This is a genomic window from Rhodoferax sp. P1_F3, from assembly GCF_056405715.1.
In genome coordinates this window covers 147,039-171,117 of the sequence record NZ_JBFUBO010000008.1, presented here as the reverse complement: position 1 = coordinate 171,117, position 24,079 = coordinate 147,039, and the positions used below count along the sequence as shown (strand labels likewise).

Annotated in this window: 24 protein-coding genes; 10 read left to right on the top strand and 14 right to left on the bottom strand. The window is 63.0% G+C overall.

All coding sequences use genetic code 11. The features are described from left to right. Nucleotides 1-31: 31 nt before the first annotated feature. Nucleotides 32-1,114 (top strand): tRNA preQ1(34) S-adenosylmethionine ribosyltransferase-isomerase QueA, encoded by a 1,083-nt coding sequence (gene queA / locus AC1DZ5_RS14750; RefSeq protein ID WP_477890306.1) that lies wholly within the window; start codon nucleotides 32-34, stop codon nucleotides 1,112-1,114. A 31-nt stretch (nucleotides 1,115-1,145) separates the two neighbouring features. Continuing rightward, nucleotides 1,146-2,357: a tRNA guanosine(34) transglycosylase Tgt gene (gene tgt, locus AC1DZ5_RS14745; RefSeq protein WP_477890304.1), complete on the top strand. Its 1,212-nt coding sequence runs from the start codon at nucleotides 1,146-1,148 to the stop codon at nucleotides 2,355-2,357. 77 nt (nucleotides 2,358-2,434) lie between these two features. Here tgt and AC1DZ5_RS14740 read toward each other — a convergent pair whose 3' ends face one another. The 7 genes from AC1DZ5_RS14740 to AC1DZ5_RS14710 form a co-directional block, all read right to left on the bottom strand. Beyond that, nucleotides 2,435-4,180, bottom strand: coding sequence for a methyl-accepting chemotaxis protein (locus tag AC1DZ5_RS14740; RefSeq protein WP_477890302.1), 1,746 nt, complete (start codon nucleotides 4,178-4,180; stop codon nucleotides 2,435-2,437). 160 nt (nucleotides 4,181-4,340) lie between these two features. Further along, entirely contained in the window at nucleotides 4,341-5,876 is a 1,536-nt protein-coding gene (locus AC1DZ5_RS14735; protein WP_477890300.1) for a methyl-accepting chemotaxis protein, read from the bottom strand. Between the two features lie 37 nt (nucleotides 5,877-5,913). Next, a complete protein-coding gene (locus tag AC1DZ5_RS14730; RefSeq protein ID WP_310342229.1) occupies nucleotides 5,914-7,188 on the bottom strand; it encodes an FIST signal transduction protein in 1,275 nt (424 codons plus the stop codon). A 30-nt stretch (nucleotides 7,189-7,218) separates the two neighbouring features. After that, nucleotides 7,219-7,878: a PhaM family polyhydroxyalkanoate granule multifunctional regulatory protein gene (locus tag AC1DZ5_RS14725; RefSeq protein WP_477890298.1), complete on the bottom strand. Its 660-nt coding sequence runs from the start codon at nucleotides 7,876-7,878 to the stop codon at nucleotides 7,219-7,221. 89 nt (nucleotides 7,879-7,967) lie between these two features. After that, on the bottom strand, nucleotides 7,968-8,426 hold the full coding sequence (locus tag AC1DZ5_RS14720) for a copper chaperone PCu(A)C (RefSeq protein WP_477890296.1): 459 nt from the start codon (nucleotides 8,424-8,426) through the stop codon (nucleotides 7,968-7,970). A 35-nt stretch (nucleotides 8,427-8,461) separates the two neighbouring features. Next, nucleotides 8,462-9,013: a YcnI family copper-binding membrane protein gene (locus tag AC1DZ5_RS14715; RefSeq protein ID WP_477890294.1), complete on the bottom strand. Its 552-nt coding sequence runs from the start codon at nucleotides 9,011-9,013 to the stop codon at nucleotides 8,462-8,464. Between the two features lie 102 nt (nucleotides 9,014-9,115). Next, nucleotides 9,116-9,478 carry a DUF2946 family protein gene (locus tag AC1DZ5_RS14710; protein ID WP_477890292.1) on the bottom strand — a complete coding sequence of 121 codons (363 nt, stop codon included), beginning with the start codon at nucleotides 9,476-9,478 and terminating at the stop codon, nucleotides 9,116-9,118. 21 nt (nucleotides 9,479-9,499) lie between these two features. On the opposite strand from AC1DZ5_RS14710, the gene AC1DZ5_RS14705 reads away from it, so the two are divergent. Together AC1DZ5_RS14705 and AC1DZ5_RS14700 are read left to right on the top strand one after the other, a co-directional pair. Beyond that, the gene (locus AC1DZ5_RS14705) at nucleotides 9,500-9,865 is read left to right on the top strand and encodes a TraR/DksA family transcriptional regulator (RefSeq protein WP_477890290.1); all 366 of its coding nucleotides are present in this window, start codon (nucleotides 9,500-9,502) and stop codon (nucleotides 9,863-9,865) included. A 62-nt stretch (nucleotides 9,866-9,927) separates the two neighbouring features. Next, nucleotides 9,928-10,533: a MarC family protein gene (locus AC1DZ5_RS14700; RefSeq protein WP_310343031.1), complete on the top strand. Its 606-nt coding sequence runs from the start codon at nucleotides 9,928-9,930 to the stop codon at nucleotides 10,531-10,533. Here AC1DZ5_RS14700 and fghA read toward each other — a convergent pair whose 3' ends face one another. From fghA to AC1DZ5_RS14685, 3 genes are read right to left on the bottom strand one after another with little or no spacing between them, the layout of a single operon-like run. Further along, a complete protein-coding gene (gene fghA, locus AC1DZ5_RS14695; protein WP_477890288.1) occupies nucleotides 10,534-11,391 on the bottom strand; it encodes an S-formylglutathione hydrolase in 858 nt (285 codons plus the stop codon). Next, a complete protein-coding gene (locus tag AC1DZ5_RS14690; protein WP_477890286.1) occupies nucleotides 11,391-12,509 on the bottom strand; it encodes an S-(hydroxymethyl)glutathione dehydrogenase/class III alcohol dehydrogenase in 1,119 nt (372 codons plus the stop codon). The genes fghA and AC1DZ5_RS14690 overlap by 1 nt, the downstream gene beginning before the upstream one ends. Then, nucleotides 12,506-13,609, bottom strand: a complete 1,104-nt coding sequence (locus tag AC1DZ5_RS14685; RefSeq protein ID WP_477890284.1) for a fumarylacetoacetate hydrolase family protein — start codon at nucleotides 13,607-13,609, stop codon at nucleotides 12,506-12,508. The genes AC1DZ5_RS14690 and AC1DZ5_RS14685 overlap by 4 nt, the downstream gene beginning before the upstream one ends. 77 nt (nucleotides 13,610-13,686) lie before the next feature. Here AC1DZ5_RS14685 and AC1DZ5_RS14680 point away from each other — a divergent pair, with 77 nt between their 5' ends. From AC1DZ5_RS14680 to purU, 4 genes are all read left to right on the top strand, one after another. After that, the gene (locus tag AC1DZ5_RS14680; protein ID WP_477890282.1) at nucleotides 13,687-14,772 is read left to right on the top strand and encodes a DUF3108 domain-containing protein; all 1,086 of its coding nucleotides are present in this window, start codon (nucleotides 13,687-13,689) and stop codon (nucleotides 14,770-14,772) included. A 7-nt stretch (nucleotides 14,773-14,779) separates the two neighbouring features. Then, complete coding sequence (locus tag AC1DZ5_RS14675; RefSeq protein WP_477890280.1) at nucleotides 14,780-15,511, top strand: DUF3108 domain-containing protein; 732 nt, start codon at nucleotides 14,780-14,782, stop codon at nucleotides 15,509-15,511. An 87-nt stretch (nucleotides 15,512-15,598) separates the two neighbouring features. Then, on the top strand, nucleotides 15,599-15,901 hold the full coding sequence (locus tag AC1DZ5_RS14670) for a BTH_I0359 family protein (protein WP_310342244.1): 303 nt from the start codon (nucleotides 15,599-15,601) through the stop codon (nucleotides 15,899-15,901). Nucleotides 15,902-15,977: 76 nt separating this feature from the next. Continuing rightward, the gene (purU, locus tag AC1DZ5_RS14665; protein WP_477890277.1) at nucleotides 15,978-16,826 is read left to right on the top strand and encodes a formyltetrahydrofolate deformylase; all 849 of its coding nucleotides are present in this window, start codon (nucleotides 15,978-15,980) and stop codon (nucleotides 16,824-16,826) included. A 5-nt stretch (nucleotides 16,827-16,831) separates the two neighbouring features. Here purU and AC1DZ5_RS14660 read toward each other — a convergent pair whose 3' ends face one another. From AC1DZ5_RS14660 to AC1DZ5_RS14650, 3 genes are all read right to left on the bottom strand, one after another. Continuing rightward, nucleotides 16,832-18,424 carry a methyl-accepting chemotaxis protein gene (locus AC1DZ5_RS14660; RefSeq protein WP_477890275.1) on the bottom strand — a complete coding sequence of 531 codons (1,593 nt, stop codon included), beginning with the start codon at nucleotides 18,422-18,424 and terminating at the stop codon, nucleotides 16,832-16,834. Nucleotides 18,425-18,566: 142 nt separating this feature from the next. Next, nucleotides 18,567-19,415: an archaetidylserine decarboxylase gene (gene asd / locus AC1DZ5_RS14655; RefSeq protein WP_477890273.1), complete on the bottom strand. Its 849-nt coding sequence runs from the start codon at nucleotides 19,413-19,415 to the stop codon at nucleotides 18,567-18,569. Nucleotides 19,416-19,783: 368 nt separating this feature from the next. Next, nucleotides 19,784-20,371, bottom strand: coding sequence for a bactofilin family protein (locus AC1DZ5_RS14650; RefSeq protein ID WP_477890271.1), 588 nt, complete (start codon nucleotides 20,369-20,371; stop codon nucleotides 19,784-19,786). Nucleotides 20,372-20,497: 126 nt separating this feature from the next. Between AC1DZ5_RS14650 and AC1DZ5_RS14645 the strand changes: the two genes are divergently transcribed. Together AC1DZ5_RS14645 and AC1DZ5_RS14640 are read left to right on the top strand one after the other, a co-directional pair. Further along, nucleotides 20,498-21,370, top strand: a complete 873-nt coding sequence (locus AC1DZ5_RS14645; RefSeq protein WP_477890269.1) for a LysR substrate-binding domain-containing protein — start codon at nucleotides 20,498-20,500, stop codon at nucleotides 21,368-21,370. Between the two features lie 72 nt (nucleotides 21,371-21,442). Then, nucleotides 21,443-22,945 carry an FAD-linked oxidase C-terminal domain-containing protein gene (locus AC1DZ5_RS14640; RefSeq protein WP_477890267.1) on the top strand — a complete coding sequence of 501 codons (1,503 nt, stop codon included), beginning with the start codon at nucleotides 21,443-21,445 and terminating at the stop codon, nucleotides 22,943-22,945. Nucleotides 22,946-22,970: 25 nt separating this feature from the next. Here the strand turns inward: AC1DZ5_RS14640 and AC1DZ5_RS14635 are convergent, their stop codons facing one another. After that, complete coding sequence (locus tag AC1DZ5_RS14635) at nucleotides 22,971-24,068, bottom strand: 1-acyl-sn-glycerol-3-phosphate acyltransferase (RefSeq protein WP_477890265.1); 1,098 nt, start codon at nucleotides 24,066-24,068, stop codon at nucleotides 22,971-22,973. Nucleotides 24,069-24,079: the final 11 nt, after the last annotated feature.

Here is a 24,079-nt window from a genome sequence, read left to right as displayed (position 1 = left end):
TTGGAACGGGCCCGTCCGGCCCTCAAGCACCATGCAAGCCTTCTTCCCCGGCACCGAGCGTGCCTTCGCCCTGAGCGACTTTGACTTTGAACTCCCCGAAACCCTGATTGCCCAGCACCCCGCGGCCGAGCGCTCGGGCTCCCGCCTGCTGGATGGCACGGGCGTCGCTTCGGTGGACCGCATCTTCCGCGAGCTGCCCAGCCTCTTGAAGGCCGGTGACCTGCTGGTCTTCAATGACACCAAAGTGATCAACGCCCGCCTGTTTGGCGAAAAGTCCACGGGCGGCAAGGTGGAGCTGCTGATCGAGCGCGTGCTGGGCGGCAACCAGGTGGCCGCCCACATGCGGGTGAGCAAAAAGCCCGAGGTGGGCGCGACCATCAAGATGACCTGCGCCCCTGGCCAGGAGGATGGCCTCTGCGCCACGCTACTAGGCCGCTGGCCCAATGTGGACGGCCCCATCTACCGCTTTGTGCTGAGCAACGACCGCGGCGATGACCCCTACACGCTGATGGAACGCCACGGGCATGTTCCGCTGCCCCCCTACATCACGCACAGCGATTCGCCCGAGGACGTGCAGCGCTACCAGACCGTGTTTGCCAAAAACCCCGGCGCCGTGGCCGCGCCCACCGCCGCGCTGCACTTTGATGAGGCTTTGTTTGCGCAGTTCGACGCCATGGGCGTGCAACGCGCGCACGTGACGCTGCACGTGGGCGCAGGCACCTTCCAGCCCGTGAAGACAGAGAATCTGGCCGAGCACCACATGCACAGCGAGTGGTACAACGTGCCCGCCGAAACCCAGGCCGCCATTGCCGCCTGCAAGGCGCGCGGTGGCCGCGTGGTGGCCGTGGGCACCACCACCGTGCGCACGCTGGAGAGCTGGGCCAAGACGGGGATTGCCAACGGCGACACCACCATCTTCATCACCCCAGGCTTTGAGTTCCAACTGATCGACGTGCTGGTGACCAACTTCCACCTGCCCAAGAGCAGCCTGATGATGCTGGTGAGCGCCTTTGCGGGCTACGAGCACATCATGGGCCTGTACCGCGAAGCCATCGCCCGTGGCTACCGCTTCTTCAGCTATGGCGACGCCATGCTCCTTCAGCGCGCGGCTTGACGCGCCTGCCTTCACCCCAGACCATACGACCATGCTGAAATTTGAACTCCTGAACAACGACCCCGCCAGCGCCGACGGCGCCTACCTAGGCAGCCATGCCCGCCGCGGCCGCCTCACCCTGAACCATGGCATCGTCGAGACCCCCATCTTCATGCCCGTGGGCACCTACGGCACGGTCAAGGGCGTCACGCCACAGAGCCTGACCGACATGAACGCCCAGATCATTCTGGGCAACACCTTCCACCTGTGGATGCGCCCCGGCCTGGACGTGGTGGAAAAATTTGGCGGCCTGCACCAGTTCGAGAAATGGGACAAACCCATCCTGACCGACTCGGGCGGTTTTCAGGTGTGGAGCTTGGGCGAGATGCGCAAAATCAGCGAGGAAGGCGTGAAGTTCGCGTCTCCGGTCAATGGCGACAAGCTGTTCCTCACGCCCGAGATAAGCATGCAGATCCAGACCACGCTGAACTCCGACATCGTGATGCAGTTTGACGAGTGCACACCCTACCTGTCGGTGGAGCCCAAGACCAAAGGCCAGATCACCACCGAGCGCGAAGCTCGCAGCTCGATGGAACTCAGCCTGCGCTGGGCCAAGCGCTGCCAGGACGAGTTTGCGCGCCTGAACAACCCCAACGCGCTGTTTGGCATCGTGCAGGGCGGCATGTTTGAGCACCTGCGTGACGAGTCACTGGCTGGGCTAGAAGCGCTGGACTTTCCGGGTATCGCCGTAGGCGGTCTGAGCGTGGGCGAGCCCAAGGAAGACATGATGCGTGTGCTCAAGCACGTGGGCCCCAAGCTGCCCAAGCACAAACCGCACTACCTGATGGGTGTGGGTACACCGGAAGACCTGATTGCCGGTGTGCAAAACGGCATCGACATGTTTGACTGCGTGATGCCCACACGCAATGCGCGCAACGGCACGCTGTTCAGCCGCTATGGCGATCTGAAGATTCGCAATGCGCGCCACAAGAGCGACGAGCAACCGCTGGACGTGACCTGCACCTGCTACGCATGCGCCGGATCAAGCGGAGTGAGCTGGGCCAACGGCGGACGCGAGGGCTTCAGCCGCGCCTACCTGCACCATCTGGACCGCTGCGGCGAGATGCTGGGCCCCATGCTGGCCAGCGTGCACAACCTGCACTACTACCTGAATCTGATGCAAGAAATCCGCGATTCGCTGGACGCAGGCCGCTTTGGCGCCTTCATCCAGCAGTTCCACGCGGACCGCGCGCGCGGCGTGTAAGCCCCAAAAGCAACCGAGGCGCTCCTGAATCAGGAGCTACTGGCGCACATTCCACGCGGGCCAGCGGCCTATTTGGCTTAAAAAGTTTCCCAATCCTCATCACCCCCGGCAGGGGTGATTTTGGCGCTGGTTTTGGGCGCCACGGCGGGCGCTTGCGAAGGGGGGGCTTTGTGCGCGCCCAAGGTCGACTTGACAGGCGCACTGTGATTCAGAACTCTGGGCGCTGGTGCCTTCAATGCGGGACGCGCTGCGGGCTGGGAGGGGGGCGAGCGCAAGCTGCTCTGATTGGCAGAAATCTGGAAAACCGCAACACCATCTACCAAATCCCGCGCTTGCGTTTTCAGGCTGGACGCAGCGGCGGCCATTTCTTCCACCAAGGCCGCATTCTGCTGTGTCGCATGGTCCATCTGCGTCACAGCCTCACCGATCTGAGAGACACCGGCACTTTGCTCGGAGCTGGCCGAACTGATCTCGCCCACGATGTCGGTAACACGGCGGATGCTCTGAACCACCTCGGTCATTGTGACGCCCGCCTTGTCCACCAGCATGGTGCCTTGCTCCACCCGCTCGACGCTGGTGCTAATAAGCAGCTTGATTTCCTTGGCCGCTTCTGCACTGCGACCGGCCAAGCTTCGGACTTCACTGGCCACGACGGCAAACCCCCGCCCCTGCTCGCCCGCGCGGGCAGCTTCCACCGCCGCATTGAGGGCCAAAATGTTGGTCTGGAATGCAATTCCGTCGATCACACTGATGATGTCCGCAATTTTGCGGCTGGACTCGTTGATGCCCTTCATGGTCTGCACCACCTGCCCCACCACCTCGCCACCTTGCGTAGCGACCGTGGAGGCATTCATGGCCAGCTGGTTGGCTTGCCGGGCGTTGTCGGCGTTCTGCTTGACCGTTGCGCTCAGTTGCTCCATTGAGGCTGCGGTTTGCTCCAGTGCACTGGCCTGGCTTTCCGTGCGCGCGCTGAGGTCCTGATTGCCCTGGGCAATTTGTGAGCTTGCCGCGGCAACGCCTTCCGACCCTTGCCGCACCCCACTGACCACCCGCACCAAGGCGTCTTGCATCGCCCTCAAGGCACTGAGGAGCGGGCTGACTTCATCGTTGGCGGAGTCCACCACCTGGGTCATGAGATTACCGTCTCGCACGTGCTCGGCCACCACCTGAGCCTGTGCAATGCGGCGACGCAGCAGGCCCGCAACGTACCAGGAGAAGCCCAGTAGCCCGACGGCGACCAATACGACTGCCCCAACGAGCAAATTTCGGGTTACGTGGACATTGCTCTCGATCAGCTCAATTTCCGCGACCAGTTTCCCGCTTTGGCGCTTTTTCTCGGCATCCAGCGCGGACAGGTACTCGTTGCGGGCGGGAATGGTTTTTTCCACCAGGAACGCAAAGGCCTCGTCCACCTTGCCCTCCTGGATGGGCTTCATGTTCTCCACACCCATGGCCCAGAACTTCGCATTCAGTTCATTGGCTTTGGCAATGAACTCGCGGTCCGCCGGCGTCCAAGCGCTGTTTTCATAGCCTTTGAGGGCTTCTTCTATGTGTTTTCGCTTCTCGCCTATGTCCGCAAACGCCGTTGCGATTCCCTCCGGCGTTTTGATCAGCATGGCGTGGCGCAATTGCAGAGATACACGGGTGACATCCAGCTGAACGTCTGCCATGCGCGTCAACTGCGGGGCACGGTTGTCACTGGCTCGCTGGGCCAAAACCGCCACCTGATTCAGTGAAACCCAGGCCGAAATGGCGACTCCGGCCAAGGCGAGGACCAACACCCCGCACACCAGATAAAGACGCTTTGCGATGCTTAGCTTCATGATCGACTCCTATGTTTTTGTTCTGACTCGTTAACCCATTTAGCGCCACGACTACGCCTGAATGTGAGACATCGTATCGATGTGATCGACAAAGGGAAAGCTAAATTAAGGAAACTTTCCTCAAAAAATGAGAAAGAAAGTGTTCGCCCCCGAAAAACACCTATAGCCTGAAGATCGCCACCACCTGCACCAGGTCCTGCGCTTGAGACTTCAGGCTGCTGGCCGCGGCGGCCATCTCTTCCACCAGGGCTGCGTTCTGCTGCGTGGCTTGGTCCATTTGCGTGACGGCTTCACCCACCTGGGAGACGCCGGCGCTTTGTTCATTGCTGGCAGCACTGATCTCGCCCATGATGTCGGTCACGCGCTTGATGCTGCTCACCACCTCCGTCATGGTGGCTCCGGCCTTGTCCACCAACGTTGTGCCTTGCTCCACGCGCTCCACACTGGTACTGATGAGGCTCTTGATCTCCTTGGCCGCCTCGGCACTGCGGCCAGCCAGGGAACGGACCTCGGACGCCACCACGGCAAACCCCCGGCCTTGTTCTCCCGCACGGGCGGCTTCCACTGCGGCGTTCAGCGCCAAAATGTTGGTCTGAAAGGCAATGCCGTCGATGACGCTGATGATGTCGCTGATCTTGCGCGATGCGTCGTTGATACCTTTCATGGTTTCCACCACTTGGCCGACCACTTCACCGCCCTGCACCGCAACCGAGCTGGCGCTTTGGGCCAGTTGGTTGGCCTGGCGGGCGTTGTCGGCGTTTTGTTTCACCGCAGAGTTGAGTTGTTCCATGGAGGCTGCGGTTTCTTCCAGCGCGCTGGCCTGTTGCTCGGTGCGTGCGCTCAGGTCGTGGTTGCCTTGTGCAATCTCGGCACTCGCCGTGGACACGGACTCAGAGCCGCTGCGCACGCTACGCACGACCTGCACCAGGCTGACCTGCATCTCTTGCAGGGCGCGCAATAGTTGGCCCATCTCATCGCGCGTGGTCGCCGCCACCGACGTCGACAAATCGCCCTTCGCCACCCTGGCGGCCAAACCCAGCGCGGAATCCAGTGGCCCGGTGATGGAACGGGTAATCAGGGTAGCCGCCAAGCCCGCTATCACCAACGCCACCACCACAGCCACCACCATGGTGGTCTTTGCCATGGCGTAGGCATCCGCAGCGGTCTTAGCCGCTTCGTCAGAACCTGTGTGGTTCAACAACACAATTTTGTCCAGCGCGTCACCGGCTTTGTCAAAAAGTGTCTTGGAGTCCCCCTCCAGCATCTTTCTTGCATAGTCGTTGTCATTGCGGCGTGATGTGTCCACCATCTCGTCATGGACCTTCATGTATTGGGTCCAACTGGCTTCAAAAGCTTCATAGAGCTTGCGCTCCTCATCGCTGCTGATCAGGCTTGCGTACGTCTGGCGCTCCTGGTCCATTTTGGCTTTGGTCGCCGCCATGTCCTTCTCTACCGCCGCCTTGGCGGCATCCTCGGTGTTCAGAATGTGCTGCATTTCAAACACCCTGAAGTCCGACTTCGCCGTATTGATCTTGTTGGCCGCCTCGACGCTGGGCAGCCAATTTGTCGCAATGTCGTTGGCACTGCCGTTCATGGAAGCCATGCGCCCCATGGCCAGAACCACCACAGCCACCAGCACGGCCATCAACAGCGCAAACCCCGCATACAGGCGCGCAGCGATCTTCAGTTTTCCCATACAGCCACCTTCTCAGTTAACTTGCCTGGCTCGCTGTCTAAGCGGCCGTCGTGAACACCGTCAGCACTCCGGTATAGCCAAACACATGGCGGTGGCCGATCTCGCCACCCGCAAAAAAACCAACCAGCGGCACATCGCCCAGCGCGCGGCGCACGATGTGCATCTCGGCACTGGGCCCGCCAAAGTGCGGGCCGCCGCGGCCCGAGCAGCTCACATACAGCGCACCAGCGATGCGCCGCGCCGGGTGCGGTGCGGCCTCCGCCTCGCTCTGCTGCAGTGCAGTGGCCACTTCCAGGGTTTGCTCCTGGGGCTCCAATTCTTCGCGCACCTCGGCACAAATGCGCATCAGATCGGCCTTGGCGGCCTGCATGTGGCGCTGGCAGAACGCCAACTGTGCGCCCTCCTGCACCTGGTCGGCCACGGCAATGCCACGGCGCCCGGGGTCCAGGCCGATGATGTGACGCACGGTCACGTCACTGCCAAAGTTACCGGTCTGGCGCACCATGGCGGCATCGTGGGCGACGCCCTCCCGCGGCTGCACCAGGCCCACCAGCGTGGCGCGCACCACCTCCAACGCTTCCTGCGGCCGCTCCAGCGACACGCCCAGGTCGCGCAGCATCACGTCCAGCGCGGGTTCACCATCCAGCGCCACGACCACGTTGTGGGCGGCCTCGGTGACCACATGGGTGGGCGACACGGGCTTACAGCCCTGCGTTACGCGCGAAACCAGGTCCACGCCTTCTCCAAACGCCACACCGCTCAAGCCCCCCGTGAACACCCCACTGGCTGCGCCATGGCCGCTGAGGTTGCCATCGGCCGCCACCGCAAACTGCACGCTCTGGGTGCGGCTGCTGGAGAGGCCGCCAAACAGATAGCCACTGTCGGTGCGCCGCGCCATCTCGTCGATCAGCTCAGCCAGGTCTGGCGTGTCGCCATCGGCATGCACCAGCGCGGTATGGGCCTCAAAGCCCAGCCCCAGCGGCGCAATACCCGAGAACACGCGGTACTGGTGGCTGGGCAGCTCCAACAACATCACGGCCAGGGCCGGCTCGTCAAAGTACTCCACGTTGTTGGACGCAATGCCAATGCCCACGGTGCCCGACCAGTCGGTGACCAGCGGCAGCTCACCGCTCAGGTGCTCCAGGATGTCCTGGGCATGCGGGGCGTAGTGGTCGGTGATATAGAGCAGCGCCAGGCACGGCGCCGTGGCGTAGCCGGGCAGCGTCATCTGCGCGCGCAGTTGTGCCAGCACCAAGGCCGCGGCCATGGGCCACTGCGGGTGCGTTGCATGGGCGTACGGAAACAGGGACATGCGCCTGCGCCTGGACGACGGGCTGGGCGCTTAGCGGCCCGCGGTCTTGCGGGCGGGGGTTTTGCGCGCTGCGGGCCGCTTGCTCACGGCCTTTTTGCCCGCGGCCGTGGCGGACTTCAGCGCTTCCTTGGCCAAGCCGGTGGCCATGTTCTTGGTCATGTCCACTGCGGTCTTGGTGGTGGCCTCTTTCATGGCGCTGGCGGCAATGTTTTGGAACTGCTGAGTCAACGAACCCCAGAGTTGCAGCGGATCCACCAGTCCCGTCGCGCTACCCGCCTTGGCGGGCTTGGGGGTGCCGGTCACATCGGAGAAGGTTTTGGCGGTAGAGGCAGCTTTTTCGGTCACACGCTGCACGCTGCTGGCCACCGAGTCGGCCGCCTTGAGCTTGAGGGCGTTGGCAACGTCACCGATATTGAAGTTCATGCCCTTGAGCGTGGCCAGGGTCATCTTCTGCACTTCCAGCGCCTGGATAGTGGCGCCCAGGGCGCGGGAGTTTTGCTCCAGCCAGAAGTGCACGTTCTTGAGCTCTTCGATGCGTTTGTCCAGCTCTTCCACATTCAGCGTGGGGGCCACCCAATTGGCGAGGTTGGGCATTTGCGGAATGTTGGTGGCGGCACCTTTGGCCAGGTTTTGCAAGAAATCAAAGCCCGGGACAAATTTGCCAAAACCGGAGGTGTCTGCATCGCTCATGGTTGCTCCAATGGGCCTGTAAAGCAGGCCACTGCGCACAGCTTACACCCAATGCACGGGCCGTGGCCACCGCTACAACCCGCACCTGCTCAGGGTTTGCCCGGCACGGGTGCGCTGGTGGCCACAGGCACCAGCAGCTCCTTTTTACTCTCCACGCCCTTGGCGTCCTTGAACACCAACGTCAGCGGTATGGTGGTGTCCTTGCGCAACGGCAGCTTCAGGTCCATCAGCATGACGTGGTAGCCGCTGGGGCTCAACGCCACAGCCTTGCCAGCGGGCAGCTCCAGCCCACCCTGGACGGCGCGCATCGTCATCACGTCGCCCTCCATCTTCATCTCATGCACTTCAGCCACGCCCGCTACCGGGGTGACGACGGCCACCAGCCGCGTGCCCTCTTTGGCGGTGAGCTGCATAAAGGCGCCGCTGGCCTTCTGGCCCTGCACGGTGGCGCGGGCCCAGGCGCCGCTGACATCCACCGTCTGGGCCCACAGCGGGGCGGATGCGGTGGCAGCCAGCAGGGTGGCGATGACAAGTTTCAAGGATTTCATGGGGGACTCCGTTGGATGAAGTTAATGGGGCTGAATCAGTGGGCGTGGCCACCGGCGGCCTGCACGTCCAGCACTTCCAGCGCAGCGGCGGGGGACTTCAGGCTGTGTGCGTCTTGGCCCGCGGCGGGAATCTCGACCCACTCGGTGCGGCCAACCTCACACAGCTGCACGACCTTGAACCACAGCGTCCCGGGCTTGCGCGGCGTGGTGCCGCGCAGCACAAACTCGTCGTACAGCGCGCTGGGCAAAGCGTTCTCAGCGCCCTTGGCGGTCCAGGTGATTTCCTGCACGCCCTCGGTGTAGCGCGTGCCATGCATTTCATAGGGCTGGGCCAGCGGGCCGACCTTGGTGGACACGGCCCAACCGGCTTTCACCATGGGTTGCGCTGCGTTGAAGCCGGCGGGGATGGTGACCTGAATGGTGGTGGTGGCCGAACCGGCACAGCCATGGCCCACCTGCAGCACCGCGCGGTAGCCGGCACCGGCCGCAGCGACCGGATCTTGCAGGGTTACATGCCCAAAAGAGGCGCTAGCCCCCGTCAATACTGCGCAAGCAGCTACGAATTGAATAGCAAATTTTGAAGTCATACGGAATATCAATAGCGCGCAACCCACAGCAGGGGCCACGCGGACGAACCACCGCCCCAACGGACGGCGCTTCGAAAAACAAAAAAAGGGGAGGGAGAAAGTTCAGGCCAGCGCAGGCGGGCCGCGCGCGGCGGACGCTGCCACGATGGCGCCTACGGGGCGCTGGGCCAGCGCGCTGCGCTGCACATGGGCCAGGGCGGCGGGCGGGTGCACCACCGCAGGGGCAGCGGGCGGCGCACCGGCCACCATGCAAAGCACACAGTCCAGAGTATGGCCCATGGGCTGGGGCGCATCGCCATCGGTGCTGGCCTTGAGCTGCACCACGCCTGCGGCAGAGCACACCAGGGTAAGTGCCTGCGGGTTGACCACTGGCGAAGCCACCGCCACGCCCAGCGACAAGGCAAACCACACCAGCATCCATCGAACGACGGCTCGGGTTTGGCGCAAGGACTGGAGGGCAGACATGGGGCTGAATTATGACGCAGGGTGCACAAGGCCCTCATCTCACATCCGGCATTTGACCCACATCAATGCAGACACGACGCCCTGCGCTCGCAGCTGGCCACCCTGCGCGGTGGCAACGCCACGAGCAGAACCCAGGCCTCTGCCGAACACTTTGCCCCCAACCAAGACTCCACCGCCCAGACCGCGAGTGAAAAAGCGCTAGAGTTTGCGCTGGACGAACACGAAAGCGCCGAGCTGCGCCAGGTGGAAGCCGCGCTGCAGCGCCTGCAGGCAGGCACCTATGGCCGTTGCGTAGATTGCGGCATCGACATCCCCGATGCCAGACTGCACGCGGCCCCCGAGGCAGAGCGCTGTATCACTTGCCAGGCGGCGGCGGAACACGCCTGACGCTGCTATTCTCGGGCGCTTCCCCGATTGAGGACGCTGGCAAGGCCAGCGCAGCTCCCATGATGAATTACACCTTCGCCTCGGCAACCATTCTGCTGATCCTGATCACCGATCCGGTCGGCAACATTCCCATCTTTGCCAACGCGCTCAAACACGTGGCGCCCGAACGGCGGCCCAAGGTCATCTTGCGCGAGATCCTGATTGCATTTGCGCTGCTCTTGACCTTCATGTTTGTGGGCGAGAGCTTTCTGCGCGTGATGAACCTCAGCGAGTTGTCGCTGCAGATCGGCGGCGGGGTGATCCTGTTTTTGATTGCGCTGCGCATGGTGTTTCCGCCGGCAGCCACGGCCGAGGGCGAACTCACGACGGAGCCGCTCATCGTGCCCTTGGCGGTACCCGCCATCGCCGGTCCGTCCGCCCTCGCGACCGTCTTGCTGTTGGTATCCCAGCAGCCCGACCGGCGCATGGAGTGGATCGGTGCCCTGTGCGTGACCATGCTGGTCAGCGCGGTGGTGCTGGTGTCGGCCGAGCGCATTCAGCGCTGGATTGGCACGCGGCTGGTCGTGGCCGTGGAACGGCTGATGGGCTTGGTGCTGGTGTCCGTGGCCATTGAGATGATGCTGCGCGGCATCAAGACCTTTGTGCAACAGGTGGCTGCCGCCACCTGATCACGCCGTGAGGCCCAGCCCCTGCGCATGGTGGCGCAGGTGGTCTTCCATAAAAGTACTGATGAAGTAGTAGCCGTGGTCGTAGCCCGCGTGGCGGCGCAGCGTGAGCGGCTGGCCGGCCTTGGCGCAGGCAGCTTCAAAGAGATGCGGGTGCAGCTGCATCTCCAGAAACTTGTCGGCCAGCCCCTGGTCCACGAGGATGCCTTGCGCAAACAGCGGCGTGCTGCGCTGGCCCATCAGGGACGAAGCATCATGCGCAGCCCAGGCCCCGCGATCCTCCCCCAGGTAGCCCGCAAACGCCTTGTGCCCCCAGGGGCTCTGGCTGGGTGCGCAGATGGGCGCAAAGGCGGACAGGCTTTTGAAACGCAGCGGGTGGCGCAGCGCCAGTGTGAGCGCACCGTGGCCGCCCATGGAGTGGCCAAACAGGCCCAGGCGGTGCACATCGACCGGCAGGGTCTCGCTCACCAGCGGCAATAGCTCGTCCAGCAGGTAACTCTCCATGCGGTAGTGCTGCGCCCAGGGTGCTTGCGTGGCATCCAGGTAGAACCCCGCGGCCACACCAAAGTCCCAGGCATCGGCCTCGCCCGGCACACCGGCGCCGCGCGGGCTGGTGTCGGGGGCGATCAGCGCCAGGCCCAGTTCCGCGGCCACGCGCTGCGCACCGCCTTTGGCCATGAAGGTCTCCTCATTGCAGGTCAGGCCCGCGAGGTACATGACCGCCGGCACCGCGCCCTGCTGCGCCTGCGGCGGCAGAAACACCGAGAAGCGCATGGGCAGGCCGATGGTGCTGGAGGCGTGTTGGTAGTAACGCTGCACGCCGCCAAAGCAGGCGTGTTCGCTCAGTAACTCCAGCGCCATCAGTAAATCACCACGCCGCGGATTGACTCGCCACGCTTCATCAAATCAAAGCCCTTGTTGATGTCTTCCAGCGGCATGGTGTGGGTAATCAGGCTGTCGATGTTGATCTTGCCTTCCATGTACCAGTCCACGATCTTGGGCACATCGGTGCGGCCGCGTGCGCCACCAAAGGCCGAGCCTTCCCACTTGCGGCCGGTGACCAGCTGGAACGGGCGTGTGGAGATTTCGGCACCGGCCTCGGCCACGCCGATGATGATGCTGCGGCCCCAGCCCTTGTGCGTGCACTCCAGCGCCTGGCGCATGACCTTGGTGTTGCCGATGCACTCAAAGCTGTAGTCGGCACCACCGTCGGTCAGTTGAACAATCGCATCCACGATGTTGCCACCGGCGGCTTCAATGTCCTTGGGATTCAAAAAGTGCGTCATGCCGAACTGGCGCGCCATGGCTTCACGGGCGGGGTTCAGGTCCACGCCGATGATCTTGTCGGCACCCACCATCTTCAGGCCCTGGATCACGTTCAGGCCAATACCACCCAAGCCGAACACCACGGCATTGGCCCCGGCTTCCACCTTGGCGGTGAAGATCACTGCGCCAATGCCGGTGGTCACGCCGCAGCCGATGTAGCAAACCTTGTCAAACGGTGCGTCTTCGCGGATCTTGGCCAGCGAGATTTCAGGCGCCACGGTGTAGTTGCTGAAGGTGCTGGTGCCCATGTAGTGGAAGATGGGATCGCCATTCAGGCTGAAGCGGCTGGTGGCGTCGGGCATCAGGCCCTTGCCCTGCGTTCCACGGATCAGCTGGCACAGGTTGGTCTTGCGGGAGAGGCAGAACTTGCAGGTGCGGCACTCGGGCGTGTAGAGCGGAATCACGTGGTCGCCCTTTTGGAGGGTAGTCACGCCGGGCCCCACGTCCACCACAATGCCTGCGCCTTCGTGGCCCAGGATGGCGGGGAAGATGCCTTCGGGGTCGGCGCCGCTGAGCGTGTAGTAGTCGGTGTGGCAGATGCCGGTGGCTTTGATTTCCACCAGCACTTCACCGAACCTGGGGCCTTGCAGGTCCACGGTTTCGATGGTCAGGGGCTGGCCTGCTTTCCAGGCGACGGCGGCACGTGTTTTCATTCGGGTGTCTCGGTAGGTGTTTCGGTGGATGTCTCGGGGGTGGTCTCAGCTGCGACGGACGCAGCCGGGGCGGCGGCAGGCGCCCGGCCCTTGAACTCGGGCGGCACCACTTCCTGCAGGATGGCACCAAACACGCTCTGACCATCGCGGCCCTTGACCTCGATGCGGATGGTGTCGCCGTACTGCATGTACTCGGTGCTGGGTTGGCCATCTTGAATGGTCTCCATCGCGCGCTTCTCGGCAATGCAGCTGTAGCCGCTGGGCCAGTCGGTGCGGTTTTTGCGGGCCACGCCCTTGTTGCTGATGGTGCCCGAGCCAATGATGGAGCCAGCCCGCACACGGCGGGTCTTGGCCAGGTGGGCCACCAGTTGGCCAAAGTGAAACGTCATGTCGCTGCCAGCCTCGCACAGGCCGACCTTGCGGCCGTTCCAGGTGCACTGCACCGGCAGGTGCACGCGGCCACGGGCCCAGGCATCGCCCAACTCGTCAGGCGTGATGGCCACGGGTCCAAACGCGGTGGCGGGCTTGCTCTGCACAAAGCCAAAACCCTTGGCCAACTCGTCGGGAATCAGATTGCGCAGCGTCACATCGTTCACCAGCACCAAGAGGCGCACCGCATCAATCGCGCGGTCCGGCGGGCAGCCCATGGGTACGTCACCGGTGATGGCGGCCAGCTCGGCCTCAAAGTCCACGCCCCAGGCGGCGTTGGCGCAGACGATGTCGGCCTGCGGGCCGGCCAGGTCGTCGCTGCCGCCCTGGTACATCAGCGGGTCGGAGTAAAAGCTCTCGGGCACTTCGGCACCGCGCGCCTGGCGCACCAGCTCCACGTGGTTCAGGTAGGCCGAGCCATCGGCCCACTGGTAGGCGCGCGGCAGCGGCGCCATGCACAGCGCCGGGTCAAACGGAAACGCGTGGCGCGCACGGCCGTTGTTCAGGCTCACGTACAGGTCTTGCAATTGGGGGGAGAGGAAATTCCAATCGTCCAGCACCTGCTGCAGGCGGTTGGCGATGTGGGTGGCGTAGTGCGCCTGGGTCAAATCCCGGGAGACGACCACCAGCTGCCCGTCGCGGGAGCCGTCTTGGTAGGTAGCGAGTTTCATGGCGGCATTTTCGCCGGGTTTGGCCCAAAGGCCCGCCATGTGTCTACCGTACACTGGACTTTTGCGTTCTATCCAGCATGTCTTTGGCTTTGCCTTCGGTCGCACTTCCCCCCACACCCTTCACTTTCTGGCCCTTCAAGGGTTTGGCGTTGGTGTTGGCCGCCGTATTGGGGCTGCACTGGTGGTTGTTAAGCGGGGCACCGCTGCAGACGCTCTGGGGCTATGCCGACGCACCGCAAGAAGCGGCCGTCGTAGCGATGCAGACCCGGGTGCTGCCACCTGTGACGCCCTCTGTGCAGCCCCAGTCGGCAGAACCAGCGCCCGTGCGCACCGCCGCCAAGCCCATCCGCCTGCCAGCGGGCGCCGCACAGGGAACTTCCGTGCCTTTTATGCCTCTAGCCCCCGTAGACATTGCGCCAACAGCTCCTGAATTGGTAGCAGAACCTGTCCCCCCTCCGCCTGCTGTGGCCCCCGCCGTGACCACGGCTGCGACGCCCGCAGTCCAGGAGAGTCCCCAGCGCTATGCCTTCCCGCCTCCCGTACGGTTGAATTACGACCTGGACGCACTGACGGGCGGCAGGCGTGATACCGGAGGTGCGAAACTCATCTGGACGCACGACGGCGCCAGCTACCAGGCCAGCCTGATAGCCACCAAGTTCTACGTCAATCTGCGGCAGTGGACCAGCAAAGGCGCGCTGACGGATGCCGGCCTGGCCCCGCTGCGCTTTGGTGACAAGGGCCGTGGCAGCGAGGTGGCTGCGCATTTCGTGCGTGACGAGGGCAAAGTTGTCTTCAGCGCCAACACGCCCGAAGCACCGCTGCTGCGGGGTGCGCAGGACCACCTCAGCGTGTTCATGCAGTTGGCCAGCCTATGGGCCGGCGAGCCGCAGCGCTATGCAGCGGGCGACAGCCTGGCCTTCCAGGCCATAGGCCCACGGCAGAGCGAAACCTGGACCTTTGTGGTTTCCGCCGAAGAAAACATCACCGTGCCGGGTGGCATTTTCAGCGCCGTCAAGCTGACGCGCGACCCCACCGGGGACTACAGCACCAAGGCGGAGCTCTGGCTGGCCCCCAAGCTCGCCTACCTGCCTGCCCACATTCGCCTGACAGAATCAAACGGCAACGTGCTGGACATGGTGTGGACCGACAGCGAACAACCCTGATCCATTTATGCCCAACCCTTCCCTACGCCGACTTCTCCTGGCCCCCCTGCTCTTTTGCGCCGCTGCAGCCTTGCCGCCTCTGGCCGCCGCACAGCCCGTAAGCGTGCCGCCTGCGGTGCGCCTGAACTACGACTTTGAAGGCGTGATCTCGACGCCCTACACCGGCAGCGCCGAACTGCTCTGGCAGCGCGAGGGCAATAGCTACACCTCGCAACTGGTGGTGCGCAAATTTGGCCTGAGCCTGCAAACCTGGACCAGCAAGGGCGCGCTCACCGCCCAGGGCCTGGAGCCATTGCGCTTTGGCAGCAAGCGCCTGGGCAAGGATGAGATCAGCGCCAACTTCCTGCGCCCCCAGGGCAAGATCAGCTTCAGCGCCAACACGCCGGAGGCCACCCTGGAGGCCGGGGCGCAAGACCAGCTCAGCGTCTTCATGCAGTTGGCCAGCGTAGTGGCCGGCGAGCCCGGGCAGTGGACAGCGGGCAAAACCGTGACCTTTCAGGCCGTGGGCGACCGCTACGCGGAGAACTGGACCTTCAAGGCTGGCGCCCTGGAACCCATCAAGGTGCCGGGCGGCACCTTCCCCGCCATCAAGCTGACGCACGAGCCCACGGCCGAGCGAAGCCAGAAACTGGAGCTTTGGTACGTGCCCAGCGTGGGGTATTTGCCACTGCGCATCCGCATTACGGAATCCAACGGCGACTTTCTCGATTTGTTGTGGGCCAGCAGCCAAAAACCCTGAGCTTTGCACCGCCGGGCACTTTTCCTGCTACTCTTGAAACCGTAAAGATGACACCCATTTGGCATGTATCTCTCGTTGGAAAATACTATGCACACCCTGTACGACTCTGAAACCTTCTCTGTCACCCACATGCTGGCCAATGGCGAGCCCGAGGGTTTTGTGGTCGAAAAAACCGAGCGTTACCCCATGGGCGTGCCCACCCTGGCCCGCCACGGCTTTGAGATCGTAGACAAACGATCCGGCAAAGAGGTGTACCTCGATGGCTCCTGGGCCGAGCTGTTCCAGCAACACATCCAGGCCTGGCAGGTGAACACGCCCACCCAGGAAGAAGTGGAAGACACGCTGGAAGGCTACGCCGAGCTGGCGCAAAACCCCGTCATCGTGCACTAATCTCCCACCTTCCCCCGACAAAGGCCGCTCCCCGAGCGGCTTTTTCATGTTGGGGGAACTGCGACAATCCATGCCCATGAGCCAGACCTACATCCTTACCTTTTCCTGCCCCGACCGCCTGGGGCTGGTGCACGCTGTTTCGGGCTTCTTGCTGGAACGCGGCGGCAACATCGAAGAAGCCGCCCAGTACAACGACCACGATACCGGTCTGTTCTTCATGCGCGTGCAGTTCAGCTGCGGCCAACTCAGCCACGCCGAACTGCGCACCCAGCTGGGCAGCTTTGCCGAGCCGTTGCAGCTGCAATGGAGCCTGCACGCCACGGCCCAGGCCATGCGCACCGTCATCATGGTCAGCAAGGAAGGCCATTGCCTGAACGACTTGCTGTTCCGCTGGAAGAGCGGCCTGCTGGCGCTGGACATCCGCGCCATCGTCTCCAACCACCGCGAGTTCTACCAGCTGGCCGCCAGCTACAACGTGCCCTTCCACCACATCCCGGTGACAGCCGCCACCAAAGCCCAGGCCGAGGCCCGCGCCTATGAGGTGATTGAGACCGAAGGGGCCGAGCTGGTGGTGCTTGCGCGCTACATGCAGATTTTGAGCAACGACCTATGCCAGAAGCTGAGTGGCCGTGCCATCAACATCCACCACAGCTTTTTGCCCAGCTTCAAGGGCGCCAAGCCCTACTACCAGGCGCATGACCGTGGCGTGAAACTGATTGGCGCCACCGCCCACTACGTGACGGCCGACCTGGACGAAGGCCCCATCATCGAGCAGGACGTGGCCCGTGTGGACCACAGCAAAACCGTGGAAGACCTGACCACCCAGGGCCGCGACACTGAGAGCCAGGTGCTGGCCCGCGCGGTCAAGTGGCACAGCGAGCACAGGGTGCGGCTGAACGGCCACAAGACCGTGATCTTCAAGTAAGCCGGTTAGCGCAGCAGCGGCAGCGCGCTGCCGCCCTGCAAGGCAAAGCGGCCGACCAACTGGTCCAGAGACTGGGCTTGTTCGTCCAGAGACTGGGCGGCCGCTGCGGCCTGCTCCACCAATGCGGCGTTTTGCTGCGTGCTGTCGTCCAGCTGGGCGACAGCACGGTTGATTTCCTCGATGCCCGAACTCTGCTGCACGGATGCCCCGGAAATCTCTTCCATCACCGTGCTCACCTGGGCTACGGTCTGCGCCATCTCGCGGATGGTTTGGCCCGCGCGCTGCGCTAGCGCCGCACCGTCCTTCACCTGGCTGGACGAGGCTTCGATCAGTGCATTGATTTCGCGTGCGGCCTTGGCGCTGCGCTCGGCCAGCGAACGCACTTCGGCCGCCACCACGGCGAAGCCACGGCCCTGCTCGCCCGCGTGCGCCGCTTCCACCGCTGCATTCAGCGCCAGGATGTTGGTCTGGAAGGCAATGCCTTCGATCACGCTGATGTTGCCGTGGATAGCTTCCGTGCTTTTGCTGATCTGCTCCATGGTGGAGACCACGCTGGCCACCACGTCGCCGCCCTGCTGGGCCGAGCGTGTAGCCACGCCCGATAGCTGGGCTGCGTGCGTGGCGCTGTCGGCATGGCGCTTGGCAATGGCCGCCATCTGCTCCACGTTGGTGGTGGTTTTTTCCAGCGAGGCGGATTGTTGTTCGGTGCGCTGGGACAAGTCCAGATTGCCCATGGAAATTTCGCGCGAGGCATTGGCCACCTGCTTGGAGCTGCTGGCAATCTCGCGCATGGTGTCGGCCAGTTTGCCTTGCATGTCACGCAGGGAGTACAGCAGGCTCTCGGTGTCCTTGGGGTCGATCTCTATGTGCATGGACAGATCGCCCTGGGCAATGCGACTGGCAATGGACTTGGCGTAGGCCGGTTCGCCACCCAGCTGGCGCAGCAGGCGCCGCGTCACCCAGCCGCTGATGGCTAGCGACAGCACAAACAGCAGCACCATGATGCCGACCACCCAGGTCTGGGAGGACTGGTAAATCTGCCCGGCCTGGACGATGGTGGCTTCGGCCGATTTGGAGCGCTGCTCCACCAGCAGGTCCACAATCTTTTCCAGCTTGCGGGTGTCATTGAGCAGGCGGGCATCTTCGGTGGGCACATCGGGGCTCATCTGCATCAGATCCACCGGCTGCTCTTTCACCAGCGCAATGTAGGCACGTTGGCGCTTGGTCCAGTTGGCCATCGCATCGATCAGCTGCTGGCTAGAGGCGCTGCTTTCCTCGGTGGTGGACAGGCCCTTGATGGTTTCCAGGCGCAAGCCGATCTGGGTCAGGCTGGCTTCAATGTCAGTCCCCAGCGTATTGCGCTCGGCCGCGGTGGTCGCAGTCAGCAACTGGGTCTGGGCCCGGCTGGCACGCAAAATCAGGCCGCGGGCCTGCTCGGCGGCCTGGCCGGCGGCGTACTCTTGTTCGTAAATGGCCTTGGTGGACGCGTTCAACCGCCCCATCTGGAACAGCGAGAACACGCCAATGACCACAGCCCCGGCGAGCACGCTGGCAAAGGCCAGCCACAGACGGGCCCGTACTGACAAATTTTCCAACATCGCCCTTTTGGGGCGTTGGCGCGGTGCCTGCTCCTGATCGTTTGAATCTTCCAGAGCCAACGCGCTGTGTGTGGAAAGGCTATCCATTTATATCCCCCAACATGGGTTTTTAAGACTTTCAGGATACCGCTTTTCCCTAAGGTCAAGCGGTTTTAACACCCATCTTTTCACCCAACTGCACCGGTTTAGCCGGCACCCATTCGGGCGAAAAGTTGAGCGCACCCTGCCCAAATAGCAGGACGACGGTGGAGCCAAGCAAGAAGCGTCCCACTTCTTCGCCTTGGCGCAACATGACTTTGCCAGCATCGTAGTGCCACTCCGTGATTTGGGGTAGGCGCGGCGGGTTGACCAGGCCATGCCACACCGTGGCCATGCTGCCCACCACCGTGGCCCCCACCAAGGTGAGGACAAACGGACCATGGTCGGAATCGAACACGCAGACCACCCGTTCGTTGCGCGCAAACAAGCCCGGCACGCCGCGCGCCGTGGTCGGGTTAACGGAGAACAGGTCGCCCGGCACATAGATCATGCGGCGCAGCACGCCGTCACACGGCATGTGGATGCGGTGGTAGTCGCGTGGGCTCAGGTAAATGGTGGCGAACGTGCCGTTGTCGAACTGCGCCGCCAACTGGGCATCGCCCCCCACCAGCGCCGTGGTGCTGTAGTGGTGACCCTTGGCCTGAAAAATCTGATCTTTGTCAATCGCGCCAAACTGGCTGATAGCGCCGTCTACCGGGCAAACAAAGGGGGCCGACGCGAGTGGGCGCACACCTTCTTTCAGGGCGCGGGTGAAGAATTCGTTGAACGTGGCATACGCAGCCGGATCCGGGTTGGCGGCCTCGGCCATATTGACTTGGTACTTGCCAATGAACCAGCGAATCAGTGCCGTCGTGGCTTTGCCACCCCGGGCACCAGCCACCAAGCCGCCAAAGGCGGTCAGGGCTTTTTTGGGGAGAAGGTACTGTGGCAGTACGGCAAGGGTGTCAGACACAGGGGAACTCCCGAGGGAAAAAGATCGCCATTCTACTGAGGCGCCCCAGAGGAAGGCACAGGCTGAGCTTTACCCAAACAGGGTACGAAAAGCCTCCAACTCGTCATGCACACATGCCTCCAAATTGCGGTCCAGCCGGGAATCGCTCAGCCTTTGGCTGCACGGCTAGCAAGCAGTGCGGAACTGTAAGCGCAAGCCCATGGTGTATGGCAGGTTTGCCCGACAGGGCCTAGATTTCAGCGGCCGTATTAGTGGTGCTGATAGCAGGCAGGCGCAAAAAAGCTTCGCGCGGAGTCTCCGCGCGAAGCTAGGCAGTGCGAATGTGTGTGGGGGTGTGAGGCGCAGTACAAAAGGCCTGCGTGCCCCTGCTATGCGGCGCTAAGCAAGCCCATTTTTGCGGGAGCGGATACCCCGGCTTTGTTGATGGAACCAAACTGGATATCACCCATCAACTGCCCGCCTTCCTGGATCACCACCTTGCCGTAGCGGATCTTGCCGCTCACCCGGCCGGTGGCGTAAATCACCAGCTTTTCGCGCACCGTCAAATCCCCGTTGAATTCACCGTGGATCTCGGCGTAGTCGATGTCGGCGGAGCCCTTGAAGGCGCCAATCTCCGTAATGTGCATGACGCGGGAGTCCATCGTTGCCTCCACCGTCCCCTCGACCACCAGGGTGTCGCAGTCCGTAATTTCCACGCCTTTGAGCTTGATGTTGGGGCCCACAGTCAGCTTGCTGCCGCCTTCTTTGGTAGGAGCCCCCGAAAGGACCGATGCTGCCGCGCTGCCGGTCGTTACTGCGGGCGCAGGCGCAGGCACCTGTACCGGGGCAACGGGTGCATGTGCCCCGCCATTGCTATTGATAGCCGAGCCAGACAAGCCCTGAGGCTGGCCCGACGTTGGACGAGAGTTCACCGGATCTGCGGGGCGTTTGCCAAAAAAAGGAGGCTGCATCGTCATCGGAATTCTTTCGAGTTGAAGAGAATTCATACTAGCCCCGCCACCCTGTAGAAATCTTTAGTCAATTGCAACATCCCTAACTCAAATGCCCCTAAATGTTGCAAGCGTCAATGGCATCATCTCCCCATGAGCGCCTCCCGTATCCCTCCCATCCAGTGCCTGCTGACCTTTGAGGCCTTGGCGCGGCTGCGCTCGGTCACGCTGGCGGCAGAGGAGCTGTTTGTCACGCCCAGCGCGGTGAGCCACCGGGTGCGGCAACTGGAACAGATCATTGGCACCAAGCTGTTTGGCCGGGCGGACTTTTCACTGACCACCGAGGGCAGCGAGTACCTGGCCCATGTGCGCGAGGGCCTGGCCATTCTGCAGAAGTTTCCCAGCGCATCGGCCGCGCCGGGCAAGCGCAAGCTGCGCCTGGCGGTCACGCCCACGTTTTCGCGCTCCATCTTGATTCCGCGCCTGCGCCAGTTCACCGATGCCTACCCCGAGATCGACCTGACGCTGCAGGTCTCCATCCCCCTGCTGGATGTGGTGGCCGAGGACGCGGACCTGATGGTGCGCTTTGGCACCGGCCGCTATGCCGACATGGAACACACGCTCTTGATGAAGGACGAGGTGACGCCCCTGGCCTCCCCTGCCTTTGTGCGCGAGCACGGCCCGTTTGAAACGCCGCAGGACCTGGCCAACATCCCCTTCTTGCGGAGCCCGCTGGAGCCCTGGCGCACCTGGTTTGCGGCCAACGGGCTGGACTGGCCCGAGCCGGTGGAGGGTTCGCAGTTCAACGACATTGGCCTGATGTGCGACGCCGCAGCCGCGGGCATGGGCGTGGGCTTGGTGCGCCTGAAGCTGGGCGCGCCCTGGCTGGAGAACGGCGCGCTGGTGCGGCTGTACGACAACAATGTGCCCAGCCCCCACGCGCACTACCTGTGCTGGCGCACCGGCGCCATGGACCGCTGGGAAGTGGCGGCCTTTGCCGACTGGTTGAAAAAAGCGGTGGGCTAGGCGCCAGTTTCTTCACGCCACAGTGCCCGGCTTTCACCTAGAGTGCAGACTACGCCGCCAGAAAACCCCGCCATGAACGCCCCTGCCTCCGCCAGCACTACCGAATTGCTATCAAAACCAGAGCTGCTTGCGCAGATTCTGCGGGGGCTAGAGCCTCATTTGCCCAAGCATGCGCTGCTGTACCAGACGGAAGACACCACGCCCTACGAGTGCGACGGCCTGACCGCCTACCGCCAGCGTCCGCTCCTGGTGGCGCTGCCCGAGACCGAAGAGCAGGTAGCCACCGTGCTCAAGGTCTGCCACGGCCTGAATGTGCCGGTGGTGGCGCGCGGTGCTGGCACGGGCCTGTCAGGCGGGGCCATGCCACATGCGATGGGCGTGACGCTCTCGCTGGCCAAGTTCAACAAGATCCTCAAACTGGACAAGCGCAGCCGCACGGCCGTCGTGCAGTGCGGCGTGCGCAACCTGGCCATCAGCGAGGCGGCCGCGCCACTGGGCCTGTACTACGCGCCCGACCCCAGCAGCCAGATTGCCTGCACCATAGGCGGCAACGTGGCCGAGAACTCGGGCGGCGTGCACTGCCTGAAGTACGGCCTCACGCTGCACAACGTGCTCAAGGTACGTGGCTTCACCATGGAGGGCGCGCCCATTGAGTTTGGTGGCGACGCGCTGGATGCGCCAGGCTACGACCTGCTCAGCGTGGTGGTGGGCAGTGAGGGCATGCTGGCCGTGACCACCGAGGTGACGGTGAAGCTGGTGCCCAAGCCCATGCTTGCGCGCTGCATCATGGCCAGCTTTGACGACCTGCGCAAAGCGGGCGATGCCGTGGCCGCGGTGATTGCGGCCGGCATCATCCCCGCCGGGCTGGAGATGATGGATAAGCCCATGACCGCCGCTGTGGAAGACTTTGTGCACGCGGGCTACGACCTGAGCGCGGAGGCGATTCTGCTGTGTGAGAGCGATGGCACGCCTGAAGAGGTGGAAGAAGAGATTGGCCGCATGACCGAGGTGCTGCGCAGTGCAGGTGCCACGGCCATCTCGGTCAGCAACAGCGAGGCCGAGCGCCTGCGCTTCTGGAGCGGGCGCAAGAACGCCTTTCCCGCCAGCGGCCGCATCAGCCCTGACTACATGTGTATGGACAGCACCATTCCCCGGGCGCGGCTGGCCGACATCCTGCTGGCGATTGCCGAGATGGAGAAGAAATACCAGCTGCGCTGCGCCAACGTTTTCCACGCGGGCGACGGCAATCTGCACCCGCTGATCCTGTTTGATGCCAACGACCCCGACCAGTTGCACCGCTGCGAGCTGTTTGGCGCTGAGATTCTGGAAACCAGTGTGGCTATGGGCGGCACCGTGACGGGCGAGCACGGCGTGGGTGTGGAAAAGCTCAACAGCATGTGCGTGCAGTTCAGTGCGGAAGAGAACGCGCAGATGTTTGCAATCAAAACCGCGTTTGACCCCAAAGGACTGCTCAACCCCGGCAAGGTGATTCCCACGCTGCAGCGCTGTGCCGAGTATGGCCGCGAGTTGGTGCGCGGCGGCAAGATCAAGCACCCCGAGTTGCCGCGTTTTTAGCGCGGCATTTATGCGGTCGTGCCCCTCAAGCCACCCGACGCGAATTGAAAACCGGTTGTGCGTAGAGCTGCAGCAGCGCTTCGCGTGCGTTGACGCTCGCCAATCCCAGCGCGACCAACTCCGCCACTTGGGTGTCTATCCTGCCCACAAAGGCTTTGGCGTACGAGGTCTGCAGATCCCACGGTGACCCGGTCAGCAATGCATGGGCGATTCGATTGCTCTCCCAGTTGCGGAAGTTGCTCCAGATTTGCGCATCGATCTTGTCTACGACGTCCTGCACGACATCGTCGCAGGGGGCCTTGTCGTACCGCAGCTCTTCGCCAAAGGCAAGATGCACATGGCCCTTGTCTGTCGTCAGGCTTTCGCGGATTTGGGCCAGGTCTTCGCCCGGTTGCTTTTGGTAGTTGCCGTGTTCGCGCCGCAACAAGGTTTCACGCACCTTCTGGACCGCACAGGGCTCGAATTCATAGGAGATGGCAACCGGCACGATATGCAGCTTTTCATAATCGGCTTGGCTACGGGCACCGTGCAGCCCCAGCATCTTGATGATGGAGGGCTCGGTGTGGTCATTGCCGTCCTTGGTCCGCCCCGGGCTCTGTGACAACCAGACTGAATAGTGCCGCTCTTCGATTTGTCGCGCCACATAGGCCGCCACCAGGCGGGCATTGGCATAAATGTCGCGGTGGGGGCCGCTGCGCTTGATGCTGACGCCGTTAAGCAGCAGCATCAACTCCGTGACGCCGGGGGCGTTCATCAGGTTGTCACCGACGCAGACCTTGCAAGTTCCACGTCCACTCGACAACAGGTTCAGCGACACCAAAGCGGCGTCGGTAACGATGCAACGGTGGTTGGAGACAAACAGGAACTTGCGGTCCGTCGGCAGTTGGTCCAGGCCGGAAATGGTCAGACCCTGCGTGGTTTGGTCGAAAACGCGCCGCAAAGCAGGATTGACGTAGGCGGCCTGGAAATCCTCGGTGGCACCAAAAGCCCGCATCTGCGAGACCACATCCTCACGCGAAAGTTCGGGAAAGCTCCAGCGCAAGAGGGTGTCTGCCAGCGGTGTTGCAAGAAAGCGGTCCCGACAAGCCGCGAATTCCGAGGGACTGTCCAAGGTGCGTTGCATGGTGGAATTCA